The organism is Rhodoferax sp. EU05-FHT12H12 (genome assembly GCF_058791215.1).
Genome location: NZ_JBYTDI010000004.1, coordinates 200,965 through 224,435, shown reverse-complemented (window position 1 = coordinate 224,435; position 23,471 = coordinate 200,965). Strand labels below are relative to the sequence as shown.

Genomic DNA, 23,471 nt, shown 5'->3' with positions numbered 1-23,471 from the left:
ACATGGGACGCATTGACACAACCTTTTCCGCATTAAAAGCCCAGGGCCGCAAGGCGCTGATTCCCTTCGTGACCGCGGGCTATCCCTACGCCGATGTGACCCCCGAACTGATGCACGCCATGGTGGCGGGCGGTGCAGACGTCATCGAACTTGGCGTGCCCTTCTCCGACCCCAGCGCGGACGGCCCCGTGATCCAGAAGGCCGGTGACAAGGCCCTGGCCTTTGGCATTGGTCTGGTGCAGGTGTTGGCCATGGTGCGGAAATTCCGCAAGACCAACAACACCACGCCTGTGGTCCTGATGGGCTATGCCAATCCGGTGGAGCGCTACGACCAGAAACACGCCAAAGGGGGAGTGAGCAGCCCCTTCGTCAAGGACGCGGCAGAAGCCGGTGTGGACGGTGTGCTGATCGTCGACTACCCGCCCGAAGAATGCGAAGCCTTTGCGGCAGACCTGCGTGCGCATGGCATGGACCTGATCTTCTTGCTGGCCCCCACCAGCACCGATGAACGCATGGCCCAGGTGGCGCGCGTAGCCAGCGGCTATGTGTACTACGTGTCGCTCAAAGGCGTGACCGGCTCGGGTGCGCTGGACGTGGGCGCCGTAGAAGCCATGCTGCCCCGCATCCGCCAGCACATCAGCACACCGGTAGGCGTGGGCTTTGGCATTCGGGACGCAGCCACGGCCCAGACGATTGCCAAGGTGTCGGACGCGGTGGTGATCGGCAGCAAAATCATCCAACTGTTGGAGGACCAGCCGCGGGACCAAGTGGGTGCCACGGTCAAGAGTTTCCTGAAAGAGGTACGCGTCGCGATGGATTCAGCGGCGCAAGGCGGCTGACATACAAAGAACCCCAAACAAAAAACCCCGCCATAGCGGGGTTTTTTCAAAGAAGTCGGCTTGTTTACGCTTGCGACCGTGCGCGGCGACGTGCAACAGCACCCACGATACCCAAACCAGCCAGCATCAGTGCCAACGACTCGGGCTCGGGAACGGCCGACACGAAATTGGCAGAGTACTGCATATTGGCAACGCCCCAGCTTGACCAGTTGCTGTCGAGCGTCAGAGGATCCACGCCAGCGGAATTGAGGAAGCGGAATCCCCCGGACATGCCACCATCAGAGCTAGAGCCGGCGATGCCAACATTGGATGCAGCGCCGCTGAAGCCTGCAACAGTCAAATAGGCAATATAGCTACCCGAAGAGAATGTCTTATTGATGCCACTGAACGACAAGGACTGTGCGCCACCTGCGTAGGAGAACACCGAACTTTGGTACAGCGCAGGACCAACAGCCTTGACACCATCCCAGGCAGCGATGACCAAGCCCAATGTGCCAGCATTACCGCTGTCTGCAAAAAAAGACCAATCAGTCAGCGTTCCACCTGCCGAGTTGAACACCTGTCCGTAACTTGTGGTGTCTGGTTGGCCAAAGTAATAAATCGTTGAACCGTGCACATTGGAAAAAGACTGCGCGTTCGCAAGGCCGGCCAACAAGGACATGCATGCTGCTACAACGTATTTGGGTTTCATCATATTTTTCATCGTTCACAAACTCCCGGTCAGAATAGTCGAGTTAAAAACACAGGGGAGTATCCCTACAGGCACCGAGGTCACCAATAGTCCGAATGGACTATTGGTGAGGAAATACAATCACACAAAAACTGATGCTGGATTGAATAATCTGGCAGGACGAAAACCAAAGGTCTATTTATGAGCTGGCTGGAAAAACTGCTACCCCCGAAGATTCAGCAAACCGATCCTGCGGACCGCCGCAGCGTGCCCGAAGGTCTGTGGATCAAGTGCCCCAGCTGCGAAACCGTGCTCTACAAGACCGATCTGGAGCAGAACCAGAACGTCTGCCCCAGCTGCAGCCACCACCACCGCATTGGCGCCCGTGCGCGCCTGAATGCATTTCTGGACAACGAAGGCCGCTTCGAGATCGGCCAGGAAGTCCTGCCCGTGGATGCCCTGAAATTCAAGGACAGCCGCAAATACCCTGAACGCCTCAAAGAAGCCCTGGAAAACACGGGCGAGACCGATGCGCTGGTGGTCATGGGCGGTGCGGTGCACGGTATCAGCCTGGTGGCCGCGTGCTTTGAATTTGAATTCATGGGCGGCTCCATGGGTTCTGTGGTCGGCGAGCGCTTTGTGCGTGGCGTCGAAACCGCCATTGAACAAAAGGTGCCCTTCCTGTGCTTTACCGCCACCGGCGGCGCGCGCATGCAGGAAGGTTTGCTCTCGCTGATGCAAATGGCCAAGACCAACGCGTCTTTGACCCGCCTGGCAAAAAAGGGCCTGCCTTACATCAGCGTGCTGACCGACCCCACCATGGGCGGCGTAAGCGCCGGCTTTGCCTTCCTGGGCGATGTGGTGATTGCCGAACCCAAGGCGCTGATCGGCTTTGCAGGCCCGCGCGTGATCGAATCCACCGTGCGCGTGACGCTGCCCGAAGGCTTCCAGCGCGCTGAATTCCTGCAAACCAAGGGCGCCGTCGACTTTATTTGCGACCGCCGTGAACTGCGCAAAACCGTGGCCGACACGCTGGCCATGCTGCAGCGCCAACCGGCGGATGCCGTGATCTAAACGACCGGCACCCCAAAGACAAAGAGGCCCTCGCGGGCCTCTTTTGCATGGTGCCAGCAGGTTTAGCCTGACGTAGCCACCAGTACGGCAGCCTGCAACGAGCCCAGCACGATCAGCGTAATCTGGATCAACACCAGCAGCACCAGTGGCGACAAATCGACGCCCCCCACCAAAGGCAGCACCCGGCGAATCGGCGTCAGCGGCGGCTGCACCAAGCGGTCCAGCAAATCGGCCAAATACGACTGCGTTTGCACCCACGACAGGATGGCATAGACCAGCACCAGCGCCGTCATGCCCGACAACGCCATGCGCACCACGCCAAACAGCGCCAGCACCACGACGGACACCAGGCTGGCGCCCAAGCCATTGAGCAACCACAGGATGGAGAACTGGGCCAGCTGGATCAACAAGGCCCCCGCCAGACTAGCCGTGTCCCAGCGGCCCATGGCGGGCAGTACACGCCGCAGTGGCAACACCAACCAATCGGTCAACGCAAAGATGAAGCGCCCCAGCGGGTTGCCCGAGCGGGCCGACAGGGGAATGCGCTGGTGCTGCATGTACAGGCGCAGCAAACAGGTGCTGGTGAGCAGACCGGAGACAACTTCGAGCAACAGGGAAATGATTTGGTAGAGCATGGCGGTGTTGGGGCAGTGCGAGCGCATCATAGCGGCTGCCACCCCTCTTACAATGGAGGGTTGCGGCCAAAGCCTACAGGCTGGCCGGTTCTGCCAACGTACTTCCAACGCCCCATGTCCGACCAAAACCAAGCTGCCCCCGCCCCGCAAGACGACAACCAGTTGATCCTGGAGCGCCGCGAAAAACTCAAGGCCTTGCGCCAGCAGCAGGCCGAGGGCAAGGGCGTGGCCTTCCCCAACGACTTCCAGCCCGAGAACAAGGCAGCGGAGCTGTTTGAGGCCTACAACGAGAAGACGGCCGAAGAGCTGGTGGCCTTGGGCGCCACCGCCAAGGTGGCCGGCCGCATGATGCTCAAGCGCGTCATGGGCAAGGCCAGCTTCTGCACGCTGCAAGACTCATCTTTCGGCCCCAGTGGTGGCCGCATTCAGCTGTATGTGCGCGGCGAAGACGTGGGTGTGGACCTGTACGCGGCCTTCAAACACTGGGACTTGGGCGACATCGTGGCTGCCGAAGGCACGCTGTTCAAGACCAAGACCGGTGAACTATCCATCCACGCCACCAGCATCCGCCTGTTGACCAAGAGCCTGCGCCCCATGCCCGACAAGTTCCATGGCATGGCCGATCAGGAAACCAAGTACCGCCAGCGCTATGTGGACCTGATGACCGATGTGGAGGCGCGCCAGCGCTTTGTGGCCCGCAGCAAGGCCGTGAGCGCCCTGCGCGAGTTCATGGTGGGCCATAACTTCCTGGAAGTGGAAACGCCCATGCTGCACCCCATTCCCGGTGGTGCCAATGCCAAACCCTTCAAGACGCACCACAACGCGCTGGACCAGGAAATGTTCCTGCGCATTGCGCCCGAGCTGTACCTCAAGCGCCTGATCGTGGGTGGCTTTGACCGCGTGTTCGAGATCAACCGCAGCTACCGCAACGAAGGCATCTCGGTGCGCCACAACCCCGAGTTCACCATGATGGAGTTCTACGCGGCCTACTGGAATTACCAGGACCTGATGGACTACACCGAGACGCTGATCCGCGACGCAGCCATGAAAGCCACCGGCAGCCTGCAACTCAGCTACGCTGGCAAACCCGTGGATCTGGAGCAGCCGTTTGAGCGCCTGACCATCGTGGAGGCCATCCAGAAATACACCGACGCCGGCGACAACGTGTTCGACGCCACCTGGCTGACCAATGCGGTGAAGAAGCTGGGCTTGACCGAAGCCAAAAACCGCCTGGAAGGCCGCACGCTGGCCAGCCTGCAGGTGCTGTACTTTGAAGAAACCGTGGAAGAGAAGCTGTGGAACCCCACCTTCATCATGGAGCACCCCACCGAGATCTCGCCACTGGCCCGCGCCAACGATGACCGCCCCGAGGTGACGGAGCGCTTCGAGCTCTACATCACCGGCCGCGAGTTTGGCAACGGCTTCAGTGAGCTGAACGACGCCGAAGACCAGGCCGCCCGCTTCCAGGCCCAGGTGAACGCCAAGGACAGCGGCGACGACGAAGCCATGCACTTCGACCACGACTTTGTGCGTGCGCTGGAGTACGGCATGCCCCCCACCGGCGGCTGCGGCATCGGCATCGACCGCCTGATGATGCTGCTGACCGACAGCGCCAGCATCCGCGACGTGATCCTGTTCCCCGCCCTGCGCCGCGAAGTTTGATTCAGGTTTGAAGCCAAATCGGCACCCAGCCCACGCAGAATCTGCGCAAGCAGCTATGAAAATGGTAGCAACGCCCACGCTGCGCTACCTGAACGGCTACCCCGCAGACACGCTGGGCCAGGTGCAACGCATGCTGGATGAGGGCCGCGTGGGCAGTTGGCTGACCCAGCGCTACCCGCAGGCCCATGGTGTGCGGACCGACAAGGTACTGTACGACTATGTGCAAGACCTCAAGTCCGACTACCTGCGCAGCACCGAGCCTCTGAGCAAGGTGGCGTTTGACAGCAAGTTGCATGTGGTGAAAAACGCGCTGGGCACGCACACCACCGTCTCGCGCGTGCAAGGCAACAAGCTCAAAAGCAAACGCGAGATCCGCGTGGCCAGCCTGTTCAAGGACACGCCCGAGCCCTTTCTCAAGATGATCGTCGTGCACGAGCTGGCGCACCTGCGCGAGCGCGAGCACGACAAGGCCTTCTACAAGCTCTGCACCCACATGGAGCCCAGCTACCACCAGCTGGAATTTGAAGTGCGCATCTACCTCACGCACCTGGAAGCCACGGGTGAGCGCTTGTGGGTCGCCGCTGCCGCGGACTGAGTCTGTGCCATGGTTGCAACTACCGACACCCGCCTGCTCTGCTTCAACAAGCCCTATGGCGTGTTGAGCCAGTTCACGCCCGAAGGCCGCTGGCGCGGGCTCAAAGACTTCATCGCCATTCCCGGCGTCTATGTGGCGGGCCGGCTGGATGCGGACAGCGAAGGCCTGCTACTGCTCACCAACGACGGCAAGCTGCAGGCCCGCATCAGCGACCCGCGCTTCAAGATGGAGAAGACGTACTGGGTGCAGGTGGAAGGCGAGCCCAGCGAAGTGGCCTTGCGGGCGCTGCGCGACGGCGTCCAGCTCAACGACGGCCCCACATTGCCCGCGCGTGCGCGGCACATGGAGGCACCTGCCAGCCTGTGGGAGCGCGATCCCCCTGTGCGCTTCCGTGCCAACATCCCCACCACATGGCTGGAACTGGTGATCCGCGAGGGACGCAATCGCCAAGTGCGCCGCATGACGGCGGCGGTCGGATTCCCAACCCTGCGACTGATTCGCGCGGCCGTTGGCCCCTACACGCTGGAAGGTCTGGCGCCTGGCGCGCTGCGTGATGCGCCGCCACCGTAGGGGCTAGCGCGGCTTACGCAGCGGCGTGAGCAAATCGCTCAAGCCGTTGTGGTCGATCTCATGCATCAGTTGTAGCAGGCGGCCAATCTCACTCTTGGGAAAACCTTCCCGCGCAAACCAATTCAAATAATCACCCGGCAGATCGGCAATCAGACGCCCTTCGTATTTGCCAAACGGCATGCTGCGTTCCACCAGTTTCTGCAAATCCTCTGGCTGCATATCAACCGCCCGCCCGTTTGACCGTGTGCCCCTGCGCCTGCAGTAGTTGCATCACGCGCTCCACATGGTCGCCCTGCACTTCAATCACACCGTCTTTCACCGTGCCGCCCGAACCACAGGCCGCCTTGAGCTGTTTGCCCAGCGCCACCAGCTCCGCATCCACCAGCAGCACGCCCCGTACCAGCGTAACACCCTTGCCTGCGCGACCCTTGGTCTCGCGCGACACACGCACCACCCCATCGCCCGCAGGACGTTTGGGGGCGTTGCAGATGCAGGCCGCAAGGGCCTGGCGGCACACCGGGCAGGTGCGCCCTACTTCGGTGGAGTACACCAGCCCACCCAGATCCGACAGTGACAACTTGGCCATGGCGATTGCGACTCAGCGGACGATGATTTCTGCGCGACGGTTGCGTGGTTCGTCCACGTTCGCCTCCGTGGGTACCAGGGGCTCACGCTCCCCGCGGCCCACCGCCTCGATCAGCTCGGGCTGGAACCCTTGCTCCACCAGCAGGGTACGCACCGCCTGGGCTCGCTGCAAGGACAACACATCGTTGGCCTGGGGTGAGCCCGTGCGGTCGGTATGCCCCACCACCACCAACTCGCCGCCGGGCAAGGCGCGGGCTTGCGCCAAGATGGTCGGCAACTGCGCTTGGGAGTCCTGCGTCAGCGTGGCGGTACCCGGCTCGAACTGCATTACAAAACGCTGCACACCGGGTGGCTGCAGTGCCAGCAAGGCACCAAACTGTTTCTGCACCGCTTCGGCGGTCGTCTGGGTGCGGTCCACCGTGCCGGTGCGCTGCACAGCGGCCACGGCGTAAGGCTGGTCCAACTGCTGGGTACCTCCGGCCCCCTGCACCTGTACCGCCGTGCTGCGGCCATCGGCATCCGGCAGGAGCGTGACCCGGCTCAGCGGAGCACAGGCTGCCAACAACGCCGTCAGCGTGACGGGCAGCAGTGTTTTGAACCACAGAGCGCGCATCACAGCACCTCCACAATAAAGTCGGTGCCCCGCACACTCACGGTAGACGAGGGTGTCTGCACCTTCACGTTCTCCGGATGCAGCTTGCCCAGCAAGCCGGTCACCATGCGGATGGTGCCCAACAGCACCTGCACGGTCAGGCTGCCGGTCTGGGTCGTGGCATCGAACTGGAAACGGGTGATGTCCACTTGCGAATTGGGCCCGATGGTGATTTGCGTGCCGTCACGCAAGAGCAAAACCGCTGAGCCCTGGGGGCCGGTCACGATGCGCTCGGCCGCTGCCACGCCCCCACCCGGGACAGCGGGGCGCACGGTGTCGCCCTTGGCCACCTGCACGCTGCCATGCACATTTTTTAGCGTGCCGCTGCGCACGTCTTGGGCCCAGCCGCTGCCCACACTGGCAACCACCAGCAGCAGCATGGCAGTCCGCTGTATCCATCGCATTCCTATTTGGCTCACCCACATCCCCTTGTTACAGGGAAGGAATGGTAACGGATGTCGGTATGCCCGGTGGCGCAGCAGCAGGCGCAAATCACTATCATTTTGATAGCTGCTCGCGCAAATTCGACGGGGGCTATGTGCCAAAATGCAGCTTACTCTGAACGCCATGTCCAAAAACACCAATTCCCGCCAAAGCGCCTGGGCCACCAAGGTCCTGGCCATCATCCGCAGTGGTAACAGCCAAGCCGCAGTGGCCCAAATCAAGGTGGCCCCCACGGTAAAAGACTTGCAGCAGCTGCGCAAACTGATGCAAGCCCAGAAACTCCCCGCCGACCGCCTGCTCGATGAGGCCATTGACGCCAATCTGGCACTGCTGTCAGCCCCTCGCCTGCACCGCGCCCCCTGACATCGTTACACCCGTTTACCAGTCCCTGGTACGGAGCTGCCACCTACAATGCGGGCGGCCGAATAAAAAAGTCAGGAAGACACGCGGTCACACATCGCATCTTGGGAGTCAGCACGTGAACTATCGACTACGTTTGGGGGCTTGCCTCATCACCACGGTGATGGCCGCCTGCGCCCAAGAGCCACCGCGCCTTGCGCCCCAAGTACAAACGGCCAGTGTTCAGCGGCTCATCATCCGTTTCACCACGGCACAGGCCATTTGGGGTGGGTCCGAATTGGCCCAACTGCGCACAGCGCTGATGGCCGACGTACAGCCCATCGCGGCCGTCTCTGATACGGCCTGGGTCTATGCCGTTCGGGCCCAGCCAGGCCAAACCTCTGCCGCTTTGCTTCAAGCCCTGCGCGCACGCCCCGAGGTGGTCCATGTGGAAGCGGACCGGCTGGTCCGAAATCCTTGAGGGCCTCCCGCATGCGTATATGGAAAATCCTGGCATGGGCAGTGGCGTCGCTTGGGGGCCTGGGAGCCTCCTTGGTCGCCCTCTCGCAGACGGACAGTTGGCAGGAGCCCCGCGCAAAAGACGCCGAGGAGCGCGCCCGCCCCGCCGACTTACCAAGAGCACAGGTGCTGTACGAACGCGTGATCGTGAAGTTCAAGACACCAGCAGCGACGCGTTTCGCCGCCGTCAACACCCAAGACCGCGTCCGCGCACTCAATGCGCCAGGCGGCGTACAAGTGCTGGGGCAAAAAGCAGTGTCACTGGACTATCTGAAGTCAGTCTCTGCACAAACCCATGTGCTGCATGTGGACCAAGCCCTGAGCCGCGACGAAATCACGGCACTGACCCAGCAGCTGGCACAAGATGCCAACGTGGAATACGCTGAAGTGGATGAGCGGGTGCTGCCCCATTTCGCGCCCAATGACCCAGAATACGGGACCAGCCAGTGGGCCTGGCAGTCCTCCGCCACCTATGCCGGGGCGACCAACACTAGCGCAGCCTGGAACAAGTTCACCGCCGGCGTGCAAGCTGTCAGCGGCAGTGGTGTGGTGGTCGCTGTGCTGGACTCCGGCCATGTCACACACGCTGACCTCAGCGCCAACATCCTGCCGGGCTACGACTTCATTTCTGCCGACGTGCTCCCATACGCGCCGTTCAGCACGGCCAACGACGGCACGGGACGTGACGCCGACGCGGGAGACCCTGGCAACTGGAACACGGATACGCGCAACGGCTGCAGGACCTCCGACTCCAGTTGGCACGGAACGCGGGTTGCCAGCATCGTCAGTGCCGTCGGCAACAACACAACAGGCATGATCGGGATTGCATATGGTGCCAAAGTGCTACCGGTGCGGGTTCTGGGTACTTGTGGCGGTTATGTTTCAGACATCGCCGCAGGTATGCGATGGGCAACGGGTCTGGCAGTGGCAGGAGTACCCAACAACGCCAATCCCGCCAAGGTGCTGAATCTGAGCCTGGGCAGTGAGGGCACATGCCTCAACACATTCCAGGATGCCATCAACGAAGTTCGCGCAGCGGGTAGCATCGTCGTGGTATCGACTGGCAACGAGGGCACCACCAACAGCATTACACAGCCCGCCAATTGCAAGGGGGTGGTGGCGGTGACCGCCCATGCGCAAAACGGCGGTAGTCCCAGTTTTGCCAATGTGGGGCCAGGCACCACAATCAGTGCGCCAGGGGTCAGTATCCTGGGGGCAACCAATAGCGGACTGACCGTACCCAACGCATCCCCCGCCGGCGACACCTACGTGGCTGGAAGCGGCACCAGTTTCTCTGCCCCCATGGTGTCAGGGGTTGCTGCCTTGCTGTTGCAGATCAAGCCCACCATGGGCGTCGACGAGCTGACTTCTCGTCTGGTCGATTCCGCCAGGGCATTCCCCTCGGGAACTTACTGTGCGGGCAAAACGGCATGCGGCGCTGGCATGCTGGACGCCGATACGGCAAGTGCCCTGGTTTTGGCGGATACGGCGCCCACTACCAGTGCAAGCGCCAGCAGCACCGACCCGGTGGCACGCGGCACACTGGTGACATTGACGGGCACCGCGACTGCAGGCGCCTCCGGTGGCAGCACCATCAGCAGTGTGGGCTGGACCCAATTGTCGGGTCCTGCCGTGACGCTGACCGGTGCCAATAGCAGCTCTGCCAGCTTCACCACACCCAGCACGTCGGACGCTACAGGCATCACGTTCCAATTCCAAGCCACTGCGTCCAACAGTCTCACCTCCATCAGCAGGGTGTCCATCACGATGGTGTCAGCACCGTCCCCGGTGAGCAGCTCGGGTGGAGGGGGTGGCGGAGGTGCGCTGCATTGGATGGAAGTAGCGGCTCTCGTCGCCTTGGCCCTAGCGTCCCGATGGAAGCACCGCGGGATACCAGCGCCGCACCAGTAAAAGCGCCAGCACCGCCATCGCCCCACCGGCGGCTCCCGCTCCATGTGCAGGGTAATAGATCGGGATGTCCAGCCAGTCGACGGAGGCTGCTATTCCCGCGTGTTGCCAAGCCAGCTTGGCAAACAGGACCAAGCCGAGCCCCGCCCCCGCAAGCCGCATTCGCCCCTGTGCGGCCAGCATATGCAGTGCGGCGCCGCTCACCGCACCATGCAGAGCCCCGGAGGCACCGGCGTAGTAGTGGCAGTCAGTATCGGCCACCACCTGCAATACCACCCCCAGCATGCCTCCCGACAATGCCAGCAGCTGGCAACGCAGTGGCACCCAGCCCCGCAACGACCAGCACAGCAGCACGGCAGCCAACGCATTCACCACGGCATGCGGCAGAGTCAGGTGCACCGCTTGTGCGGTGATCGGTAACCACACAGCACCTTGTGCGAAGGCGGGGCGCACATAGCGCAAAGCGCCGCTGGCCCCCGGCCAGAGCTGCAAAACGACGACCACTAAGGCCAGTGGCCCACCCCAGCACCACGACAAGGGCTTTGCGGGAGTCCGTGGCGGCACTGGCAGAGTGCTCAGGCAATCCAGTCCAGCGCCTGCATGTAGTCGGGGTGCACCATGAGCGCATCCCAGTCCATGGCGGGCGTGGTGGGCAGCAGGGCTCGGCGGCGAGCTTCGCTGGCTTCCAGGGCTTGCCATTGTCCCTTGAGCTGGGCTTCGGTCAGGCCGTCAATCAACTCATCCACGGCCTTGCCACCGCCTTCTGCGCTGGGCATGGACTGGTTGCACAGCAGCACCAGGTCGCAACCCGCATTGAGCGCCACTACGGCCGCCTCGGTGTAGCTGACCTGTTTGCCATCAATCAGGCGTGCACCCGCCATGGACAGGTCGTCGCTGAAGATGGCACCGGCAAAGCCCAGTTGGGCACGCAGGATGTCATTGAGCCAGGTGCTGGAGAAACCGGCTGGGCGCGCATCCACCTTGGGGTAGATCACATGGGCGGGCATGACACTGGTGGTCACGGTGTTGAGCCAACGGTACGGTGCGGCGTCGTCCGCCAAAATGGCTTTGAGGCTGCGCTTGTCGACCGGGATCTCGGTGTGCGAATCGGCCTTCACAAAGCCGTGGCCGGGGAAGTGCTTGCCACAGTTGGCCATGCCGCTTTTTTGCAGGCCATGCATCAGGCTCTTGGCGAGCAGACTGACCACGCGCGGGTCGCGGGCGAAGGCGCGGTCGCCAATCACGCTGCTCTCGCCGTAGTCCAGGTCCAGCACCGGGGTAAAGCTCAGATCCACGCCACAGGCGCGCAGCTCGGCGCCCAGCACATAACCGGTGGCGGTGGCGGCATTGGTAGCGTCCAGCGGGCCTGCTTTTTTGGCCGATGCGGTGCCAGCTGCTTCGCGCAACCACATCTCGCCCAGGGCGCGCATGGGTGGCAAGTGGGTAAAGCCGTCGGTCTTGAAGCGTTGCACACGGCCACCTTCGTGGTCTACGCAGATCAGCAGATCGCCGCGCAGTTTTTTGATGTCGCGGCACAGGGCGGTGAGTTGTTCGCGGTTCTGCCAGTTGCGGGCAAACAGGATCATGCCGCCCACCAGGGGGTGCTGGAGGCGCTGGCGGTCCAGCTTGGTGAGGCTGGTGCCGGCAATGTCGATGATGAGAGGGGCGTGAAAGGTCATGGTGCGGGCCAATATTTGCTATGTATTTAGGAGCTGCTTGCGCATATTTTACGAGGGCTAGCGCTTCTTTTTATGCCTATCTTTAGGTAAAAATCGGGGGCAGCAGTGCGCTCGCACCAATTTGTTACAGGTTGTCCCAAATGCTGCTGATAGACTCATTCCCGAGCCTCGGCGCCCCTGGCGCCGCCCCACCAACGCAGCCCTGGAAACGCCACCCACCGTGTTTGGATTCCTCAAAAAACGTGAGAACAGCACGCCGATACAGGCCGTGCTACTGGAAGAACCTGTCGTTCGGCGCATGGAACTGGAAGAACGCATGGCCTACCGCCGCGAGCGGCTCTACCAGTCCATCCGCGAGACCTTTTTGTCCATGGAAGTGGTGTCCCATATGTACCGCTTCAAGGTCATGCCGGTGGACGAGCGGCACCACCGCTTCATTGCCATGATCGATGTCGCCAAATCGTTTGTCACCGGCGCCAACAGCAAGACCAAGAGTTTTGCGGCGATGGAGCACGACATGCGCATCAATACCTACAAGCGATTTGGTATCCTGATTGATGGCATTTACTGGCGTGTGAGTGAAACCGAAGACCAGTTTGAGCGGCATGCGCGGGCCAGCGACCCGGCACGGCGCGGTGATTTTGAACCCGTTGGGCAAAGCGCCCAGGACAAGCGCCCCAGCGGCACCTTGTCGCGGGCGGGCTACCAGCCCATTTCGGTGGAAGAGCAGGCGGCCTTCATGGAGGCCCTGCAGCGCGGTGCCGCCTTGCCAGCGGTGCATGTCGGCGATCTGGAATACCAATCGGACTTGGCGCCTCTGGACGGCGGCATCATGATTGGCGGCACCCAGTACGGCAAGCTGTAGCCAGGGTTTAAGGCGTGGTCTCCACCACGCAAAAACTCGCCGCGTAGTCGGTCTCGTCGGTGACCGTGATATGCACCGACAGCGCTTTGTCTTCACACCAGGTCTTGAGCGCGCCATGCAGCACGATGATGGGCTTGCCGCTGCGCTCATTCGCGATTTCACACAGTCGCCAGGTCATGGGCATACGCATGCCCAGGCCAATGGCCTTGCTGAAGGCCTCCTTGGCGCTGAAGCGCGTGGCCAGGTAGCGCACACCGCGCTCGGGCCAGCGGGCACTGCGGGCCTTCCAGGCTGTGAACTCGGCATCGGACAGCACCTTGGCCGCAAAGCGGTCGCCATGTTTGTCCAGGCTGGCACGGATGCGGCGCACATCGCAGATATCGGTGCCAATGCCGTAGATCACACGCCGCCCTTCATTGCCCCAGGCAGGCCAGGTAGGCTTTGACCGTCGCGTCGTAGCCCAGCTCCAGTGCATCGGCAATCAGCGCGTGGCCAATCGACACCTCTTGCAGCCCGGGCACCTGCTGCGCAAACGCAGCCAGGTTGTCGCGGTTCAGGTCGTGGCCCGCATTGACACCCAGCCCCACATCCAACGCCGCCTGTGCAGCGGTGGCAAAGCGAGTCAGTTGGGCGCCCTGCTCCGCCGTGCCCCAGGCCGCAGCATAGGGCTCGGTGTAGAGCTCAATGCGGTCTGCGCCCACGGCCTTGGCGGCGGCCATGGCAGCGGGGTCGGCATCCATGAACAGGCTCACGCGCAGGCCCAGCGCATGCGCATCGGCGATCAGGGGCTGCAGGCGTACGGCATCGTCGGGGAAGACCCAGCCGTGGTCGCTGGTGAACTGGCCTTCAGAGTCCGGGACAAAGGTCACCTGGTGCACCGGCAGACCGCGCTGGCGCAGGTCGCGCACGCAATCCATGAGGTTGTGGAAGGGGTTGCCCTCCACGTTGTATTCACGGTCTGGCCAGGCCTTGAGCAGCTCGGCCAGGTCCAGCACGTCTTGTGCGCGGATGTGGCGCGCATCGGGCCGCGGGTGCACGGTGATACCCATCGCACCCGCCTGCAGGCACACACTGGCAGCGCGTGTGACGCTGGGAATGCCCAGGTGGCGGGTATTGCGCACCAAAGCCACTTTGTTGAGGTTGACTGAGAGATGGGTTTTCATAGTCAAAGGTTCGCTATAGCGCCTGAATGTCGATCATCATCTGCCGCGTGCGCAGCGTCTTTACGCCGCAATGGTAGTGCAGCAGCGCGCGCAACTGGGGTTTGAGGGCGCCCATCAGTTCGGCACAGGCGCGCAGGGTGGTGGTGAAAGGGGCGTCATCGTGCAAAGCATGCTGCAGACGCAACCACTGGGCGCCTGTCAGGCTGGCCCGGTCCTCGGCGTGGGCCTGGCGCAAACCGCCTTCGGGTACCAGCACGTAGTGCGCATCGGGCGCCAACGCGCCCAGGGTCATGGTCTGCACATCCAGACGTGGTAAAAAGCCCACCTCGCGCAACAGCAGCAACTCAAAGGTGCGCAGCGCCCCCTGCAGCACTTCGCCATGCTCGCTGGCAATGATCTGCACCACATTGGCATACACATCGAACAGCACCGCATGGGGGTCGTCGCGCGCCAGCAGGGTCAACAGCAATTCATTGAGGTAGTAGCCGGAGAGCAGCGCATCGCCCGTGGGCATGACATGGCCACCCTGCCACTCAGCACTGCGCAGGGTGCGGATCTCGGCATCGCCCCCATACGCCACGTGCAACGGTTGCAGCGGCAGCAAAATGGGGCGGAAGCTGGAGCTGGGTTTTTTGGCCCCCTTGGCCACCAGCGCAATACGCCCGTAGTGGCGGGTGAACACTTCCAGAATCAGGCTGGACTCGCTCCAGTCGTAGCGGTGCAGCACATACGCGGGCTCGTCGGAGATGCGCTTGGTGGCCACGCGACGAAAAGTTACTCGTAACCGAAGGAGCGGACGCGGGCCTCGTCATCGGCCCAGCCAGAGCGCACTTTCACCCACAATTCCAGAAACACCTTGGCGTCGGCCAGCTTTTCCAGCTCCACACGGGTTTCCATGCCGATGCGCTTGATGCGCTCGCCCTTGTCACCGATCACCATGGCCTTGTGACCGTCGCGTTCCACCACGATGGTGGCGGCAATGCGCAGCAGGCGCTTCTGGCCTTTTTTCTGCGGTGGCTCTTCTTCAAACTTGTCGATCACCACGGTGGAGGTGTAAGGCAACTCGTCACCGGTCAGGCGGAACAGCTTTTCACGCACCAGCTCGCTGGCCAGGAATTTCTCACTGCGGTCGGTGAGTTCGTCTTCGGAGTACCACCAGGCTTGCTCGGGCAGGAACTTCTCGCAAATACCCAGCAGGCGGACAATGTCTTTGGAGTTTTTGGCCGACAGAGGGATCAACTCGGTAAAACTGCCGCGCGCCTGCATAGCCTGCAACCAGGGTGCCAAACCGGCACGTTCTTTCACGTTGTCCAGCTTGTTGGCCACAAGCACAACCGGAATGCCAGCCCCCAACAGCTTCAGCACCTTTTCGTCGGCCGACGTGAAACTGCCCGCCTCAACGACAAACAGCACCAGGTCCACATCGGCCACCGCGCCCTGCACCGTTTTGTTCAGCGACTTGTTCAGGGCGTTGCCATGAATGGTCTGGAAGCCGGGCGTGTCGACAAACACAAACTGCGTCTGCCCTTCGGTGCGCATACCGGTGATGCGGTGGCGCGTGGTCTGTGCCTTGCGCGAAGTGATGCTGATCTTCTGGCCCACCAGGGCGTTGAGCAGCGTGGACTTGCCCACATTGGGTTTGCCCACGATGGCCACCAGGCCACAGCGTTGGCCCGCGCCGTCGGCACCGGGTGTGGACAGCTTCGGTGTGCTCTTGAGCAGGCCCTGCAGCATGGTGTCCAGATCGTTCTGCACTTCAGGTTTGGGGTCTTTTTGACCACCAGCCCCCGTGGAATCTGCGCCAGCAGCTATATTTTTAGGAGCATTCATGGTTTGACCTTTGATTTGATGGTTTGCAGCATGGCGGCAGCGGCGGCCTGTTCTCCGGCTCGGCGGGACCCGCCAATACCGCGCTCGGACAGGCGGAGCTCCGGGATCTCGCATTCCACATCGAAGCTTTGCTTGTGGGCCGCGCCCTGGGTGCCCACCACGGTGTAGACCGGCAACTTCATTTTGCGACCCTGTAGCCACTCCTGCAACTCGGTCTTGGGGTCCTTGCCAATGGCCTCCATTTGCGGGTTGATCTCGACCGCCTCAAACAGGCGGTGAACCAGGGCCTGCGCCTTGGCAAAACCGGCATCCAAATAGACAGCGCCAATGATGGCCTCCAGCGCATCAGCCAGGATGGACGCGCGCTTGGGCCCACCCGAGCGCATTTCGCCTTCGCCCAGTTTGAGCACATCCGGCAACCCCAGGCCCAGGGCCAGTTGGTGCAAGGTGTCCTGCTTGACCAGATTGGCCCGCACCCGGGACAAGTCGCCTTCAGGCAGCGCGCCCAGCCGGGCGTAAAGCAAATCGGAAATGGCCAGCCCCAGGACCGAGTCGCCCAAAAACTCCAGGCGCTCGTAGTGGTCGGCCGAAAAGCTGCGGTGGGTCAGTGCCCGCGACAGCAAGGAAACGTTCGAAAATTGGTGTTGCAGGCGCTGCTGCAACGCGGTTAAACCAGCTGCCACGTTATTTGGATTGCCCGGTGTACTTGAGCGTCAGAAACGCGGGGCCAACGAGGTGAATTTCGCGCTGGTAGGCAAAGGACACCACCACCTTGTCGCCCTGTTTGCCCACTTCCAGGTCTTTGCCGGTGATGGAACTGATCGCATCAATCTCGGTCGCCTTGTCAAAAATGGAACGCACTTCCACCACCGACTGGCCTGCCGATGCACGTTGTACCGCTTTTTGCACGGCCATGAATTCGAGCACGGTAGGAAACACCTGCGCGGCCACCACGCCGGCCATGGCCAACACACCACCGACAAAGATCAGGCCGATGAAGGAAATGCCGCGTTGCTTGGATTTGGTTTGCACTGTCATTGTTGAATCCCTACCCATGGTTTGCGTTGAAACGTCAATTAAAGCTGCCAATCCGCTTGAGGTTGCCAAAGTTCATCCAGACAAAGAACGCCTTGCCCACAATGTTCTGGTCTGGCACAAAGCCCCAGTAGCGCGAATCCAGCGAATTATCGCGATTGTCACCCATCATGAAATAGTGCCCCTCAGGGACTTTGCAGGTCACACCTTCCACGGTGTAACTGCAAGCCTCGTATCCCTCGAATTTGTCGGCACCAGGCACAAAGGCCGGGCGGTCTGGATCATTGAGGACCCGGTGCTTCCGCTCCCCAAAGGTTTCTTCGAACTGCTTGAAGTAGCGCATGGCGTCTTCGTCGAAAAACTCTGGCAAGGCCGCAGTGTCCACCACCTGGCCATTGATGGTGAGGCGCTTGTTCAAGTACGCCACGGTATCACCTGGCACGCCGACCACGCGTTTGATGTAGTCCAAACTGGGCTTGGGCGGGTAACGGAACACCATCACATCGCCCCGCTGGGGCTTGTTGCCCTCGGTGACCTTGGTATTGAGCACCGGCAGGCGAATGCCGTAAGTGAACTTGTTCACCAAAATCAGGTCGCCCACCAGCAGTGTGGGAATCATGGAGCCCGACGGTATCTTGAAGGGCTCGAACAGAAACGAGCGCAGCAGGAACACCACAATAATCACAGGGAACAGCCCCGCGGTCCAATCCAGCCACCAAGGCTGCATCAGCAACTTGACTTTGGCCTCACTGATGTCTCCATCCACCTGGGCAATGCCCATCTTGCTGAGATCGGCGCGGCGCTGGATGTCGTTGGTCTCCAAAGCAGCAACCGCCTGCTGGCGCTGCGGCAAAAAGTAAAAGCGCTCAGCCAGCCAGTACACCCCCGTAACCACGGTCGCCAAAAACAACAACAGGGCGAAGTTGCCATCTACCAAGCCCAAGTACCACGAACCCGCATAGAGCCCAAATGCCGCAAGAACGGCTGCCGTCAACGCTTGCATCAATCTTCCACCTGCAAAATGGCCAAGAACGCTTCCTGTGGTACTTCCACCGAGCCGATTTGTTTCATGCGTTTTTTACCCGCTTTTTGTTTTTCGAGGAGCTTGCGCTTGCGGGAAATATCACCGCCGTAACACTTGGCCAACACGTTTTTGCGCAGCGCTTTGATTGTCTCACGCGCAATAATGTTGGCGCCAATGGCGGCTTGGATCGCCACGTCGTACATCTGGCGTGAAATGATCTCGCGCATCTTGCCCACCACGGCCCGGCCGCGGTACAGGCTTTGGCTGCGGTGCAGCATGATAGACAGGGCATCGACCTTCTCACTGTTCAGCAGAATGTCAACTTTGACAACATCGGCCGCACGGTATTCCTTGAAGTCGTAGTCCATGGAGGCATAACCCCGGCTCACGCTCTTGAGCTTGTCAAAGAAGTCCAGCACGATTTCGGCCAGCGGCATCTCATAAGTCAACACGACCTGGCGGCCCTTGTAGGCCATGTTCATCTGCACGCCACGCTTCTGGTTGGCCAGGGTCATCACCACGCCCACATACTCCTGTGGCATGTAGAGGTGCATGGTGACGATGGGTTCACGGATCTCGGCCGTCTTGCCAACCTCAGGCATCTTGGAGGGGTTCTCCACCATGATGACTTCGCCGTCGTTCTTCATCACCTCGTAGACCACGCTGGGCGCGGTGGTGATCAGGTCCTGGTCGAATTCACGCTCCAGGCGCTCCTGCACGATTTCCATGTGCAACAGTCCCAGGAAACCGCAGCGGAAACCAAAGCCAAGCGCTTGGGACACTTCGGGTTCATAGTGCAGCGACGCATCGTTGAGTTTGAGCTTTTCCAGTGCGTCGCGCAGGGAGTCGTATTCGCTGGCCTCGGTCGGATACAGGCCCGCAAACACCTGGGGCTGGATTTCCTTGAAGCCAGGCAAGGCCTCCGTGGCGGTAAACGCAGCGCCGCCCGTGCCGGCTTTCACCAGGGTCACGGTGTCACCCACTTTGGCGGCCTGCAGTTCCTTGATGCCGGCAATGATGTAGCCCACCTCACCTGCTTCGAGCGACTGGCGTGGCTGGTTGGCAGGCGTGAACACGCCCAGGTTGTCAGCGTTGTAGGTCGCCCCCGAAGCCATCATCTTGATGCGCTCACCCTTGCCCAGGCGACCATCCACCACGCGCACCAGCATCACCACACCGACATAGCTGTCAAACCAGCTGTCGATGATCATGGCGCGCAGTGGGCCGTCGGGATTGCCCTTGGGCGACGGGATCTTGGCCACGATGGATTCAAGAATGTCGTCGATGCCCAAGCCGGTCTTCGCAGAGCACACAATCGCCTCGGTCGCATCAATGCCAATCACATCTTCGATCTCGCTGCGTGCGTTGTCCGGATCGGCATTGGGCAGGTCAATCTTGTTCAACACGGGCAGCACTTCCACACCCAAGTCGAGTGCGGTGTAGCAGTTGGCTACGGTCTGCGCTTCCACACCTTGTGACGCATCCACCACGAGCAAAGCACCTTCACACGCAGACAGTGAACGGCTCACTTCATACGAGAAGTCCACATGCCCCGGCGTGTCGATCAAATTGAGGTTGTAGACCTGCCCATCCTTGGCCTTGTATTGCAACGCAGCGGTCTGCGCCTTGATGGTTATCCCACGCTCTTTCTCGATGTCCATCGAGTCCAGAACCTGGGCCTCCATCTCACGCGCCTCCAAGCCACCGCAACGTTGGATCAAGCGATCGGCGAGCGTGGATTTGCCATGGTCAATGTGGGCAATGATCGAAAAATTTCTGATGTGATTCATCAACGACAAGCTTCAAGTGATTGAATTAAAACGAGCAGGCAAGAAAAAAGGGCGCATCGTTAGACGACGCGCCCTGAACCAACAATCTTTGGCAACTGCGAAGGTTGGAAGCCCATTGTAGGCAAAAAGTCCAGAGAGCACAGCCCAAAAAACCTGATTCAGGGGAAGTTGCGACACCGCAACAAAAAACTTATCAACAACTTATTAACAAATTTGACGCAAAAGCACTGGACAACTTGTGGGGGAGTTGTGGATCAACTGTGGGGTTCTTCCTACCGTCCCATATGATGGACTTTGGAGCTACACATATATCCAATGACTTCCGTAGAAACCCCATATTCTAACCAGTGCTTTCAACAAACCACGGAAGTTAGCGATCGCCCACATCGGGAGAGATGGGGCGACCATGTCAAAAAACTCGACGAACAGCCCAACAACCCCAAACCCAACTGTGGTTTAGGGTCTTGGTATTGGCCTATCGCCCAGGCCGGATAACCGCGAATTGGGTCCACTCCCCGCGGCGGAACAACACATTCAGTGGCTTGGTTTTGTCCAGCTTGCCCAAGGCAGCCTCAAATTCCTTGACAGAAGCGACTTCAGTATTGGCCAACTGCACAATCACGTCCCCCTCGCGCAAGCCTGCACGTGCGGCCGCATCTGCCGCAGCCTCGACACGCACGCCGCCCTTGAGGTTGGCCTCCTTCTTTTGAGCGTCCGTCAAATCGGCCACACTCAAGCCCAATGTCTGCGCAACAGTAGAGGCACGAGGCTTCTCTTCCTTGCCAGCAGCCTTGGCCACCGGTTTGTCACTTTCCACCTCCGCAATCACCACACTGAGGTCTTTGCTGCTACCGCGACGGAACACAGTCACCGTACTCTTGGAACCCGGCTTGGTGCTACCCACCACACGTGGCAAGTCACTGGATTTCTCAATGGCCTTGCCATCGAACTTGGTAATGATGTCACCGGCTTCGACGCCAGCCTTTTCAGCGGGTGACCCAGCCTCCACACCGCGCACCAAAGCCCCAATGGGTTTACCCAGGCCAATCGACTCAGCCACTTCTTTACTCACCTGGTCAATCTGCACACCAATGCGGCCACGCGTGACGCGGCCATTGCTACGCAGTTGGTCACTCACTCGCACGGCTTCGTCCATGGGGATGGAAAACGAAATACCCATCGAACCACCCGAACGCGAATAGATCTGGCTGTTGATACCGACGACTTCGCCACGCATGTTGATCAGCGGGCCACCCGAATTACCGGGATTGATCGCAACATCGGTCTGAATGAAAGGCAGGTAGTCGCCAGTATCCCGCTGTTTGGCGCTCACGATGCCGGCGGTCACGGTGTTGTCCAGCCCAAAAGGTGACCCAATCGCCATCACCCACTCCCCCACGCGCAGCCGGCTAACGTCACCCACCTTCACGGCTGGCAGGCCGGAGGCGTCAATCTTCACTACGGCGACATCAGTCCGTTTGTCGGCCCCGATGATGCGGGCTTTGAATTCGCGCTTGTCCGTCAAGGTGACCAACACTTCATCCGCATCCTCGATCACATGGGCGTTGGTCATGATCAGGCCATCCGAAGTCAGAATGAATCCGGAGCCCACGCCACGTGGCTGGGCCTCTTCGGGTTGCTGCTGGGGACGGTTCTGGCGTGGGGCTTGGCGAGGCGTGTTCGGAATGGGCAATCCAAAACGTCGAAAAAACTCAAGCATTTCTTCTTCGTTCGGTGCACCTGACGGCGTGCGCACACTGACTTTTTCCAAGGTCCGGATATTCACGACCGACGGCCCGACTTGGTCCACCAAATCCGTGAAATCCGGCAGCCCCCGGACGCCCTGCGCGAAGACAGACGTCACAGGCAGTACGGTGCCCACAACCCCCAGGCACAGCGAAGCTGCCACCCACAATGTTCTCAAAGGTTTCAGTTGCATAGATTCCATTGCTCCAGTTTTTCGTGAACGTGTTTCAGACCATGAACGCGGCATCGAGACTCAGCGATGACTTACTTCTTGCGCTCCAGGCCCTGCACAAACAGCGCCAATGTGGGGGCCGGCGCTTCGCCCACCGCCGTGATCCACCAGGCATCCAAGCGCCGCGTGTGCGTCCGCGTGGCGCCGCCCAATTCCGTGGCGCCTTCGCGGCTATGGCGGCGGACATCAAAGGCCTCTACAAACAGTGACACTGTGGCCAGCCCGTCGGAGAACATCCACTGCATGGTCTGCTCCGCACGCCCCGCAGCTCCCGCCAGCAGCGCCACCGGTCGGGTGTAACAGCCCATCGGTTTAAAACCCGGTACCGCTTTGGCCATGTCCCAGCCCTGCGCCTTGGCGGTGGTCTTTTGCAGATCGCGGCGCTCCACGCGGTAGCCATCTGTGGCTGCCATCATCTGGGTAAGCTTGGCCTTGTTGACGGGGGCATCCAACTGCAATTCGGAAAAGGCAGCCTGCTCCAGAACTTTGCCGTCCGGATCCAGGGTTTGCAACTGCACCACCAGGCCGGATCGTTTCTCACTCCAGACCCTGTAGCCGTAACGCAAGGCATCTTTGGGGAGCAACTGCACCACCTCAGCGTCCAGGCCAGCAATACGCTCACTACCCACCAGTTTCATTTGGTAATGGTCACCAATGCCCGCCGTATTCGATTTGAGCAAGTTGGGAAACAGTCCCAGTGACTCACGGTTCTCGGTTACTGCCACCTTGGACTCAGGGAAGAATGTCACGACCTCATCGTTGCGGCGAAAGGTTGCACGTGGCGTGCCACTCAAAGATTCCACACGCTCCACCTGCTGGTCACCATCGCACACATGCCAGATCCTGGCACTGGCCATCTGTCCGGCGGCGGACACAACAAAAGTACCGGTGTAAGTGCGATGCCTGGATGCCTCATGCAGACGCATCAGCCAGGCGTTGATAGAGACCTCTTCCGCTACTGCAGAAGACGACAGCACCCCCATCCATAGCGCGAACAAAGGAGCCGCAAACAAACGCAGGCGTTTCACCGCGCGGGCCTTTCATAGGTGGCATTTCGCAAGAAGCCCGAAGGCATTTGCCATGCCGAATGGCCGCCCATTTGCTGGTGGGCCGCCATCAAAGCATCCAGTTCAGGGTCGCGCAGCATCACGGGGGCGACCTGCAAGGCTGCTGTGTCCACGATAGGCGCAGGCACTGCCGCCAGTTGTGACGGTGACGTGGGCGCAGCGCCCCACCACATGCCCACCGACACGATTCCCACCAAGACCGTAAAAGTGGCGCCTGCGGCCCAGCGCCACGGACCATTGGCGGATACATGCGCCAATGGCAACGTCGCCGGAAGCCCGCGCGCGGGCTGAAGCACCACCGGGGAAGCGACGATCTCCTGGGCCAGACGCAGCTCCAGGCGCCCCAGAAAGGCGAGGTCTGCACGCTGTGGTGCCAAAGCCTGGCTACGCAGCACGTCCCCTGCCACATGGTAAAGATGCCAATCATTGGCCGACGAGTCCTGCTGCGCCAAGTCGGCAAGCAGCGCATCCAGCTCGGCAGCGGGCAAGTCTCCGTCCATCAGGGCAGAAATGCGCTCATTCAAGGGCTGGCTGTGCGTGTTCATAAT

The 23,471-nt window shown here is 60.8% G+C and carries 28 protein-coding genes; 9 read left to right on the top strand and 19 right to left on the bottom strand.

Going from position 1 to position 23,471, the window contains the following annotated elements; genetic code table 11:
• The first annotated feature begins 2 nt into the window (after positions 1-2).
• Entirely contained in the window at positions 3-839 is an 837-nt protein-coding gene (gene trpA, locus AC3WS7_RS13300) for a tryptophan synthase subunit alpha (RefSeq protein ID WP_492656694.1), read from the top strand.
• 64 nt (positions 840-903) lie between these two features.
• Here the strand turns inward: trpA and AC3WS7_RS13295 are convergent, their stop codons facing one another.
• Positions 904-1,500, bottom strand: a complete 597-nt coding sequence (locus AC3WS7_RS13295; protein WP_492656693.1) for a PEP-CTERM sorting domain-containing protein — start codon at positions 1,498-1,500, stop codon at positions 904-906.
• Positions 1,501-1,710: 210 nt separating this feature from the next.
• Between AC3WS7_RS13295 and accD the strand changes: the two genes are divergently transcribed.
• Positions 1,711-2,583 carry an acetyl-CoA carboxylase, carboxyltransferase subunit beta gene (gene accD, locus AC3WS7_RS13290; RefSeq protein ID WP_296470467.1) on the top strand — a complete coding sequence of 291 codons (873 nt, stop codon included), beginning with the start codon at positions 1,711-1,713 and terminating at the stop codon, positions 2,581-2,583.
• A 62-nt stretch (positions 2,584-2,645) separates the two neighbouring features.
• On the opposite strand, the gene AC3WS7_RS13285 is transcribed toward accD, so the two are convergent.
• Positions 2,646-3,218, bottom strand: coding sequence for a YggT family protein (locus tag AC3WS7_RS13285; RefSeq protein WP_296470528.1), 573 nt, complete (start codon positions 3,216-3,218; stop codon positions 2,646-2,648).
• 114 nt (positions 3,219-3,332) lie between these two features.
• Here AC3WS7_RS13285 and lysS point away from each other — a divergent pair, with 114 nt between their 5' ends.
• The 3 genes from lysS to AC3WS7_RS13270 are packed head-to-tail and all read left to right on the top strand — an operon-like array spanning position 3,333 to position 6,045.
• Positions 3,333-4,880: a lysine--tRNA ligase gene (lysS, locus tag AC3WS7_RS13280; RefSeq protein ID WP_492656692.1), complete on the top strand. Its 1,548-nt coding sequence runs from the start codon at positions 3,333-3,335 to the stop codon at positions 4,878-4,880.
• 55 nt (positions 4,881-4,935) lie between these two features.
• On the top strand, positions 4,936-5,475 hold the full coding sequence (locus AC3WS7_RS13275) for a YgjP-like metallopeptidase domain-containing protein (RefSeq protein ID WP_492656691.1): 540 nt from the start codon (positions 4,936-4,938) through the stop codon (positions 5,473-5,475).
• A gap of 9 nt (positions 5,476-5,484) precedes the next feature.
• Positions 5,485-6,045 carry a pseudouridine synthase gene (locus AC3WS7_RS13270; protein WP_492656690.1) on the top strand — a complete coding sequence of 187 codons (561 nt, stop codon included), beginning with the start codon at positions 5,485-5,487 and terminating at the stop codon, positions 6,043-6,045.
• A 3-nt stretch (positions 6,046-6,048) separates the two neighbouring features.
• Here the strand turns inward: AC3WS7_RS13270 and AC3WS7_RS13265 are convergent, their stop codons facing one another.
• The 4 genes from AC3WS7_RS13265 to AC3WS7_RS13250 are packed head-to-tail and all read right to left on the bottom strand — an operon-like array spanning position 6,049 to position 7,701.
• Positions 6,049-6,264 carry a DUF3820 family protein gene (locus AC3WS7_RS13265; protein ID WP_296470475.1) on the bottom strand — a complete coding sequence of 72 codons (216 nt, stop codon included), beginning with the start codon at positions 6,262-6,264 and terminating at the stop codon, positions 6,049-6,051.
• A 1-nt stretch (position 6,265) separates the two neighbouring features.
• Positions 6,266-6,622, bottom strand: a complete 357-nt coding sequence (locus tag AC3WS7_RS13260; protein WP_492656844.1) for a translation initiation factor Sui1 — start codon at positions 6,620-6,622, stop codon at positions 6,266-6,268.
• 21 nt (positions 6,623-6,643) lie between these two features.
• Positions 6,644-7,243, bottom strand: coding sequence for an OmpA family protein (locus AC3WS7_RS13255; RefSeq protein ID WP_296470483.1), 600 nt, complete (start codon positions 7,241-7,243; stop codon positions 6,644-6,646).
• Positions 7,243-7,701 (bottom strand): FecR family protein, encoded by a 459-nt coding sequence (locus tag AC3WS7_RS13250; RefSeq protein WP_492656689.1) that lies wholly within the window; start codon positions 7,699-7,701, stop codon positions 7,243-7,245. The genes AC3WS7_RS13255 and AC3WS7_RS13250 overlap by 1 nt, the downstream gene beginning before the upstream one ends.
• 148 nt (positions 7,702-7,849) lie before the next feature.
• Between AC3WS7_RS13250 and AC3WS7_RS13245 the strand changes: the two genes are divergently transcribed.
• The 3 genes from AC3WS7_RS13245 to AC3WS7_RS13235 all read left to right on the top strand — a co-directional run bounded on the left by AC3WS7_RS13245 (position 7,850) and on the right by AC3WS7_RS13235 (position 10,495).
• Complete coding sequence (locus tag AC3WS7_RS13245; protein ID WP_492656688.1) at positions 7,850-8,089, top strand: hypothetical protein; 240 nt, start codon at positions 7,850-7,852, stop codon at positions 8,087-8,089.
• Positions 8,090-8,204: 115 nt separating this feature from the next.
• Positions 8,205-8,546, top strand: a complete 342-nt coding sequence (locus tag AC3WS7_RS13240; RefSeq protein ID WP_492656687.1) for a hypothetical protein — start codon at positions 8,205-8,207, stop codon at positions 8,544-8,546.
• Between the two features lie 11 nt (positions 8,547-8,557).
• Positions 8,558-10,495, top strand: coding sequence for a S8 family peptidase (locus AC3WS7_RS13235; protein WP_492656686.1), 1,938 nt, complete (start codon positions 8,558-8,560; stop codon positions 10,493-10,495).
• Here the strand turns inward: AC3WS7_RS13235 and AC3WS7_RS13230 are convergent.
• Complete coding sequence (locus AC3WS7_RS13230) at positions 10,448-10,984, bottom strand: rhomboid family intramembrane serine protease (protein ID WP_492656685.1); 537 nt, start codon at positions 10,982-10,984, stop codon at positions 10,448-10,450. The genes AC3WS7_RS13235 and AC3WS7_RS13230 overlap by 48 nt on opposite strands.
• Before the next feature lie 83 nt (positions 10,985-11,067).
• A complete protein-coding gene (gene nagZ, locus AC3WS7_RS13225) occupies positions 11,068-12,171 on the bottom strand; it encodes a beta-N-acetylhexosaminidase (protein ID WP_296470494.1) in 1,104 nt (367 codons plus the stop codon).
• Between the two features lie 220 nt (positions 12,172-12,391).
• On the opposite strand from nagZ, the gene AC3WS7_RS13220 reads away from it, so the two are divergent.
• On the top strand, positions 12,392-13,036 hold the full coding sequence (locus AC3WS7_RS13220) for a hypothetical protein (RefSeq protein WP_296470496.1): 645 nt from the start codon (positions 12,392-12,394) through the stop codon (positions 13,034-13,036).
• 7 nt (positions 13,037-13,043) lie between these two features.
• Here AC3WS7_RS13220 and acpS read toward each other — a convergent pair whose 3' ends face one another.
• The 11 genes from acpS to AC3WS7_RS13165 all read right to left on the bottom strand — a co-directional run bounded on the left by acpS (position 13,044) and on the right by AC3WS7_RS13165 (position 23,468).
• Entirely contained in the window at positions 13,044-13,439 is a 396-nt protein-coding gene (gene acpS, locus AC3WS7_RS13215; protein WP_296470498.1) for a holo-ACP synthase, read from the bottom strand.
• 10 nt (positions 13,440-13,449) lie between these two features.
• Positions 13,450-14,199 carry a pyridoxine 5'-phosphate synthase gene (locus AC3WS7_RS13210; protein ID WP_296470499.1) on the bottom strand — a complete coding sequence of 250 codons (750 nt, stop codon included), beginning with the start codon at positions 14,197-14,199 and terminating at the stop codon, positions 13,450-13,452.
• A gap of 13 nt (positions 14,200-14,212) precedes the next feature.
• Positions 14,213-14,962: a DNA repair protein RecO gene (gene recO / locus AC3WS7_RS13205; RefSeq protein WP_492656684.1), complete on the bottom strand. Its 750-nt coding sequence runs from the start codon at positions 14,960-14,962 to the stop codon at positions 14,213-14,215.
• Between the two features lie 11 nt (positions 14,963-14,973).
• Positions 14,974-15,933 carry a GTPase Era gene (era, locus tag AC3WS7_RS13200; protein ID WP_492656843.1) on the bottom strand — a complete coding sequence of 320 codons (960 nt, stop codon included), beginning with the start codon at positions 15,931-15,933 and terminating at the stop codon, positions 14,974-14,976.
• Positions 15,934-16,025: 92 nt separating this feature from the next.
• Positions 16,026-16,712, bottom strand: coding sequence for a ribonuclease III (gene rnc / locus AC3WS7_RS13195; RefSeq protein ID WP_296470505.1), 687 nt, complete (start codon positions 16,710-16,712; stop codon positions 16,026-16,028).
• A 1-nt stretch (position 16,713) separates the two neighbouring features.
• Complete coding sequence (locus AC3WS7_RS13190) at positions 16,714-17,067, bottom strand: DUF4845 domain-containing protein (protein ID WP_296470508.1); 354 nt, start codon at positions 17,065-17,067, stop codon at positions 16,714-16,716.
• A gap of 34 nt (positions 17,068-17,101) precedes the next feature.
• On the bottom strand, positions 17,102-18,067 hold the full coding sequence (lepB, locus tag AC3WS7_RS13185; protein WP_492656683.1) for a signal peptidase I: 966 nt from the start codon (positions 18,065-18,067) through the stop codon (positions 17,102-17,104).
• Positions 18,067-19,878, bottom strand: coding sequence for a translation elongation factor 4 (gene lepA, locus AC3WS7_RS13180; RefSeq protein ID WP_296470513.1), 1,812 nt, complete (start codon positions 19,876-19,878; stop codon positions 18,067-18,069). The genes lepB and lepA overlap by 1 nt, the downstream gene beginning before the upstream one ends.
• Positions 19,879-20,353: 475 nt before the next feature.
• Positions 20,354-21,817 (bottom strand): DegQ family serine endoprotease, encoded by a 1,464-nt coding sequence (locus AC3WS7_RS13175; RefSeq protein ID WP_492656682.1) that lies wholly within the window; start codon positions 21,815-21,817, stop codon positions 20,354-20,356.
• Positions 21,818-21,888: 71 nt separating this feature from the next.
• Positions 21,889-22,884 carry a MucB/RseB C-terminal domain-containing protein gene (locus AC3WS7_RS13170; protein ID WP_492656681.1) on the bottom strand — a complete coding sequence of 332 codons (996 nt, stop codon included), beginning with the start codon at positions 22,882-22,884 and terminating at the stop codon, positions 21,889-21,891.
• The gene (locus AC3WS7_RS13165; RefSeq protein ID WP_492656680.1) at positions 22,881-23,468 is read right to left on the bottom strand and encodes a sigma-E factor negative regulatory protein; all 588 of its coding nucleotides are present in this window, start codon (positions 23,466-23,468) and stop codon (positions 22,881-22,883) included. Before AC3WS7_RS13165 ends, AC3WS7_RS13170 begins: the two co-directional genes overlap by 4 nt.
• Between the last annotated feature and the right edge of the window lie 3 nt (positions 23,469-23,471).

Excerpts from the sequence above, each read along its gene's own strand:
- trpA (WP_492656694.1), top strand. The coding sequence starts at position 3 with ATGGGACGCATTGACACAACCTTTTCCGCATTAAAAGCCCAGGGCCGC.
- AC3WS7_RS13295 (WP_492656693.1), bottom strand. The coding sequence starts at position 1,500 with ATGTCCTTGTTGGCCGGCCTTGCGAACGCGCAGTCTTTTTCCAATGTG.
- accD (WP_296470467.1), top strand. The coding sequence starts at position 1,711 with ATGAGCTGGCTGGAAAAACTGCTACCCCCGAAGATTCAGCAAACCGAT.
- AC3WS7_RS13285 (WP_296470528.1), bottom strand. The coding sequence starts at position 3,218 with ATGCTCTACCAAATCATTTCCCTGTTGCTCGAAGTTGTCTCCGGTCTG.
- lysS (WP_492656692.1), top strand. The coding sequence starts at position 3,333 with ATGTCCGACCAAAACCAAGCTGCCCCCGCCCCGCAAGACGACAACCAG.
- AC3WS7_RS13275 (WP_492656691.1), top strand. The coding sequence starts at position 4,936 with ATGAAAATGGTAGCAACGCCCACGCTGCGCTACCTGAACGGCTACCCC.
- AC3WS7_RS13270 (WP_492656690.1), top strand. The coding sequence starts at position 5,485 with ATGGTTGCAACTACCGACACCCGCCTGCTCTGCTTCAACAAGCCCTAT.
- AC3WS7_RS13265 (WP_296470475.1), bottom strand. The coding sequence starts at position 6,264 with ATGCAGCCAGAGGATTTGCAGAAACTGGTGGAACGCAGCATGCCGTTT.
- AC3WS7_RS13255 (WP_296470483.1), bottom strand. The coding sequence starts at position 7,243 with ATGCGCGCTCTGTGGTTCAAAACACTGCTGCCCGTCACGCTGACGGCG.
- AC3WS7_RS13245 (WP_492656688.1), top strand. The coding sequence starts at position 7,850 with ATGTCCAAAAACACCAATTCCCGCCAAAGCGCCTGGGCCACCAAGGTC.
- AC3WS7_RS13235 (WP_492656686.1), top strand. The coding sequence starts at position 8,558 with ATGCGTATATGGAAAATCCTGGCATGGGCAGTGGCGTCGCTTGGGGGC.
- nagZ (WP_296470494.1), bottom strand. The coding sequence starts at position 12,171 with ATGACCTTTCACGCCCCTCTCATCATCGACATTGCCGGCACCAGCCTC.
- AC3WS7_RS13210 (WP_296470499.1), bottom strand. The coding sequence starts at position 14,199 with ATGAAAACCCATCTCTCAGTCAACCTCAACAAAGTGGCTTTGGTGCGC.
- era (WP_492656843.1), bottom strand. The coding sequence starts at position 15,933 with ATGCTGCAGGGCCTGCTCAAGAGCACACCGAAGCTGTCCACACCCGGT.
- AC3WS7_RS13190 (WP_296470508.1), bottom strand. The coding sequence starts at position 17,067 with ATGACAGTGCAAACCAAATCCAAGCAACGCGGCATTTCCTTCATCGGC.
- lepB (WP_492656683.1), bottom strand. The coding sequence starts at position 18,067 with ATGCAAGCGTTGACGGCAGCCGTTCTTGCGGCATTTGGGCTCTATGCG.
- lepA (WP_296470513.1), bottom strand. The coding sequence starts at position 19,878 with ATGAATCACATCAGAAATTTTTCGATCATTGCCCACATTGACCATGGC.
- AC3WS7_RS13175 (WP_492656682.1), bottom strand. The coding sequence starts at position 21,817 with ATGCAACTGAAACCTTTGAGAACATTGTGGGTGGCAGCTTCGCTGTGC.
- AC3WS7_RS13165 (WP_492656680.1), bottom strand. The coding sequence starts at position 23,468 with ATGAACACGCACAGCCAGCCCTTGAATGAGCGCATTTCTGCCCTGATG.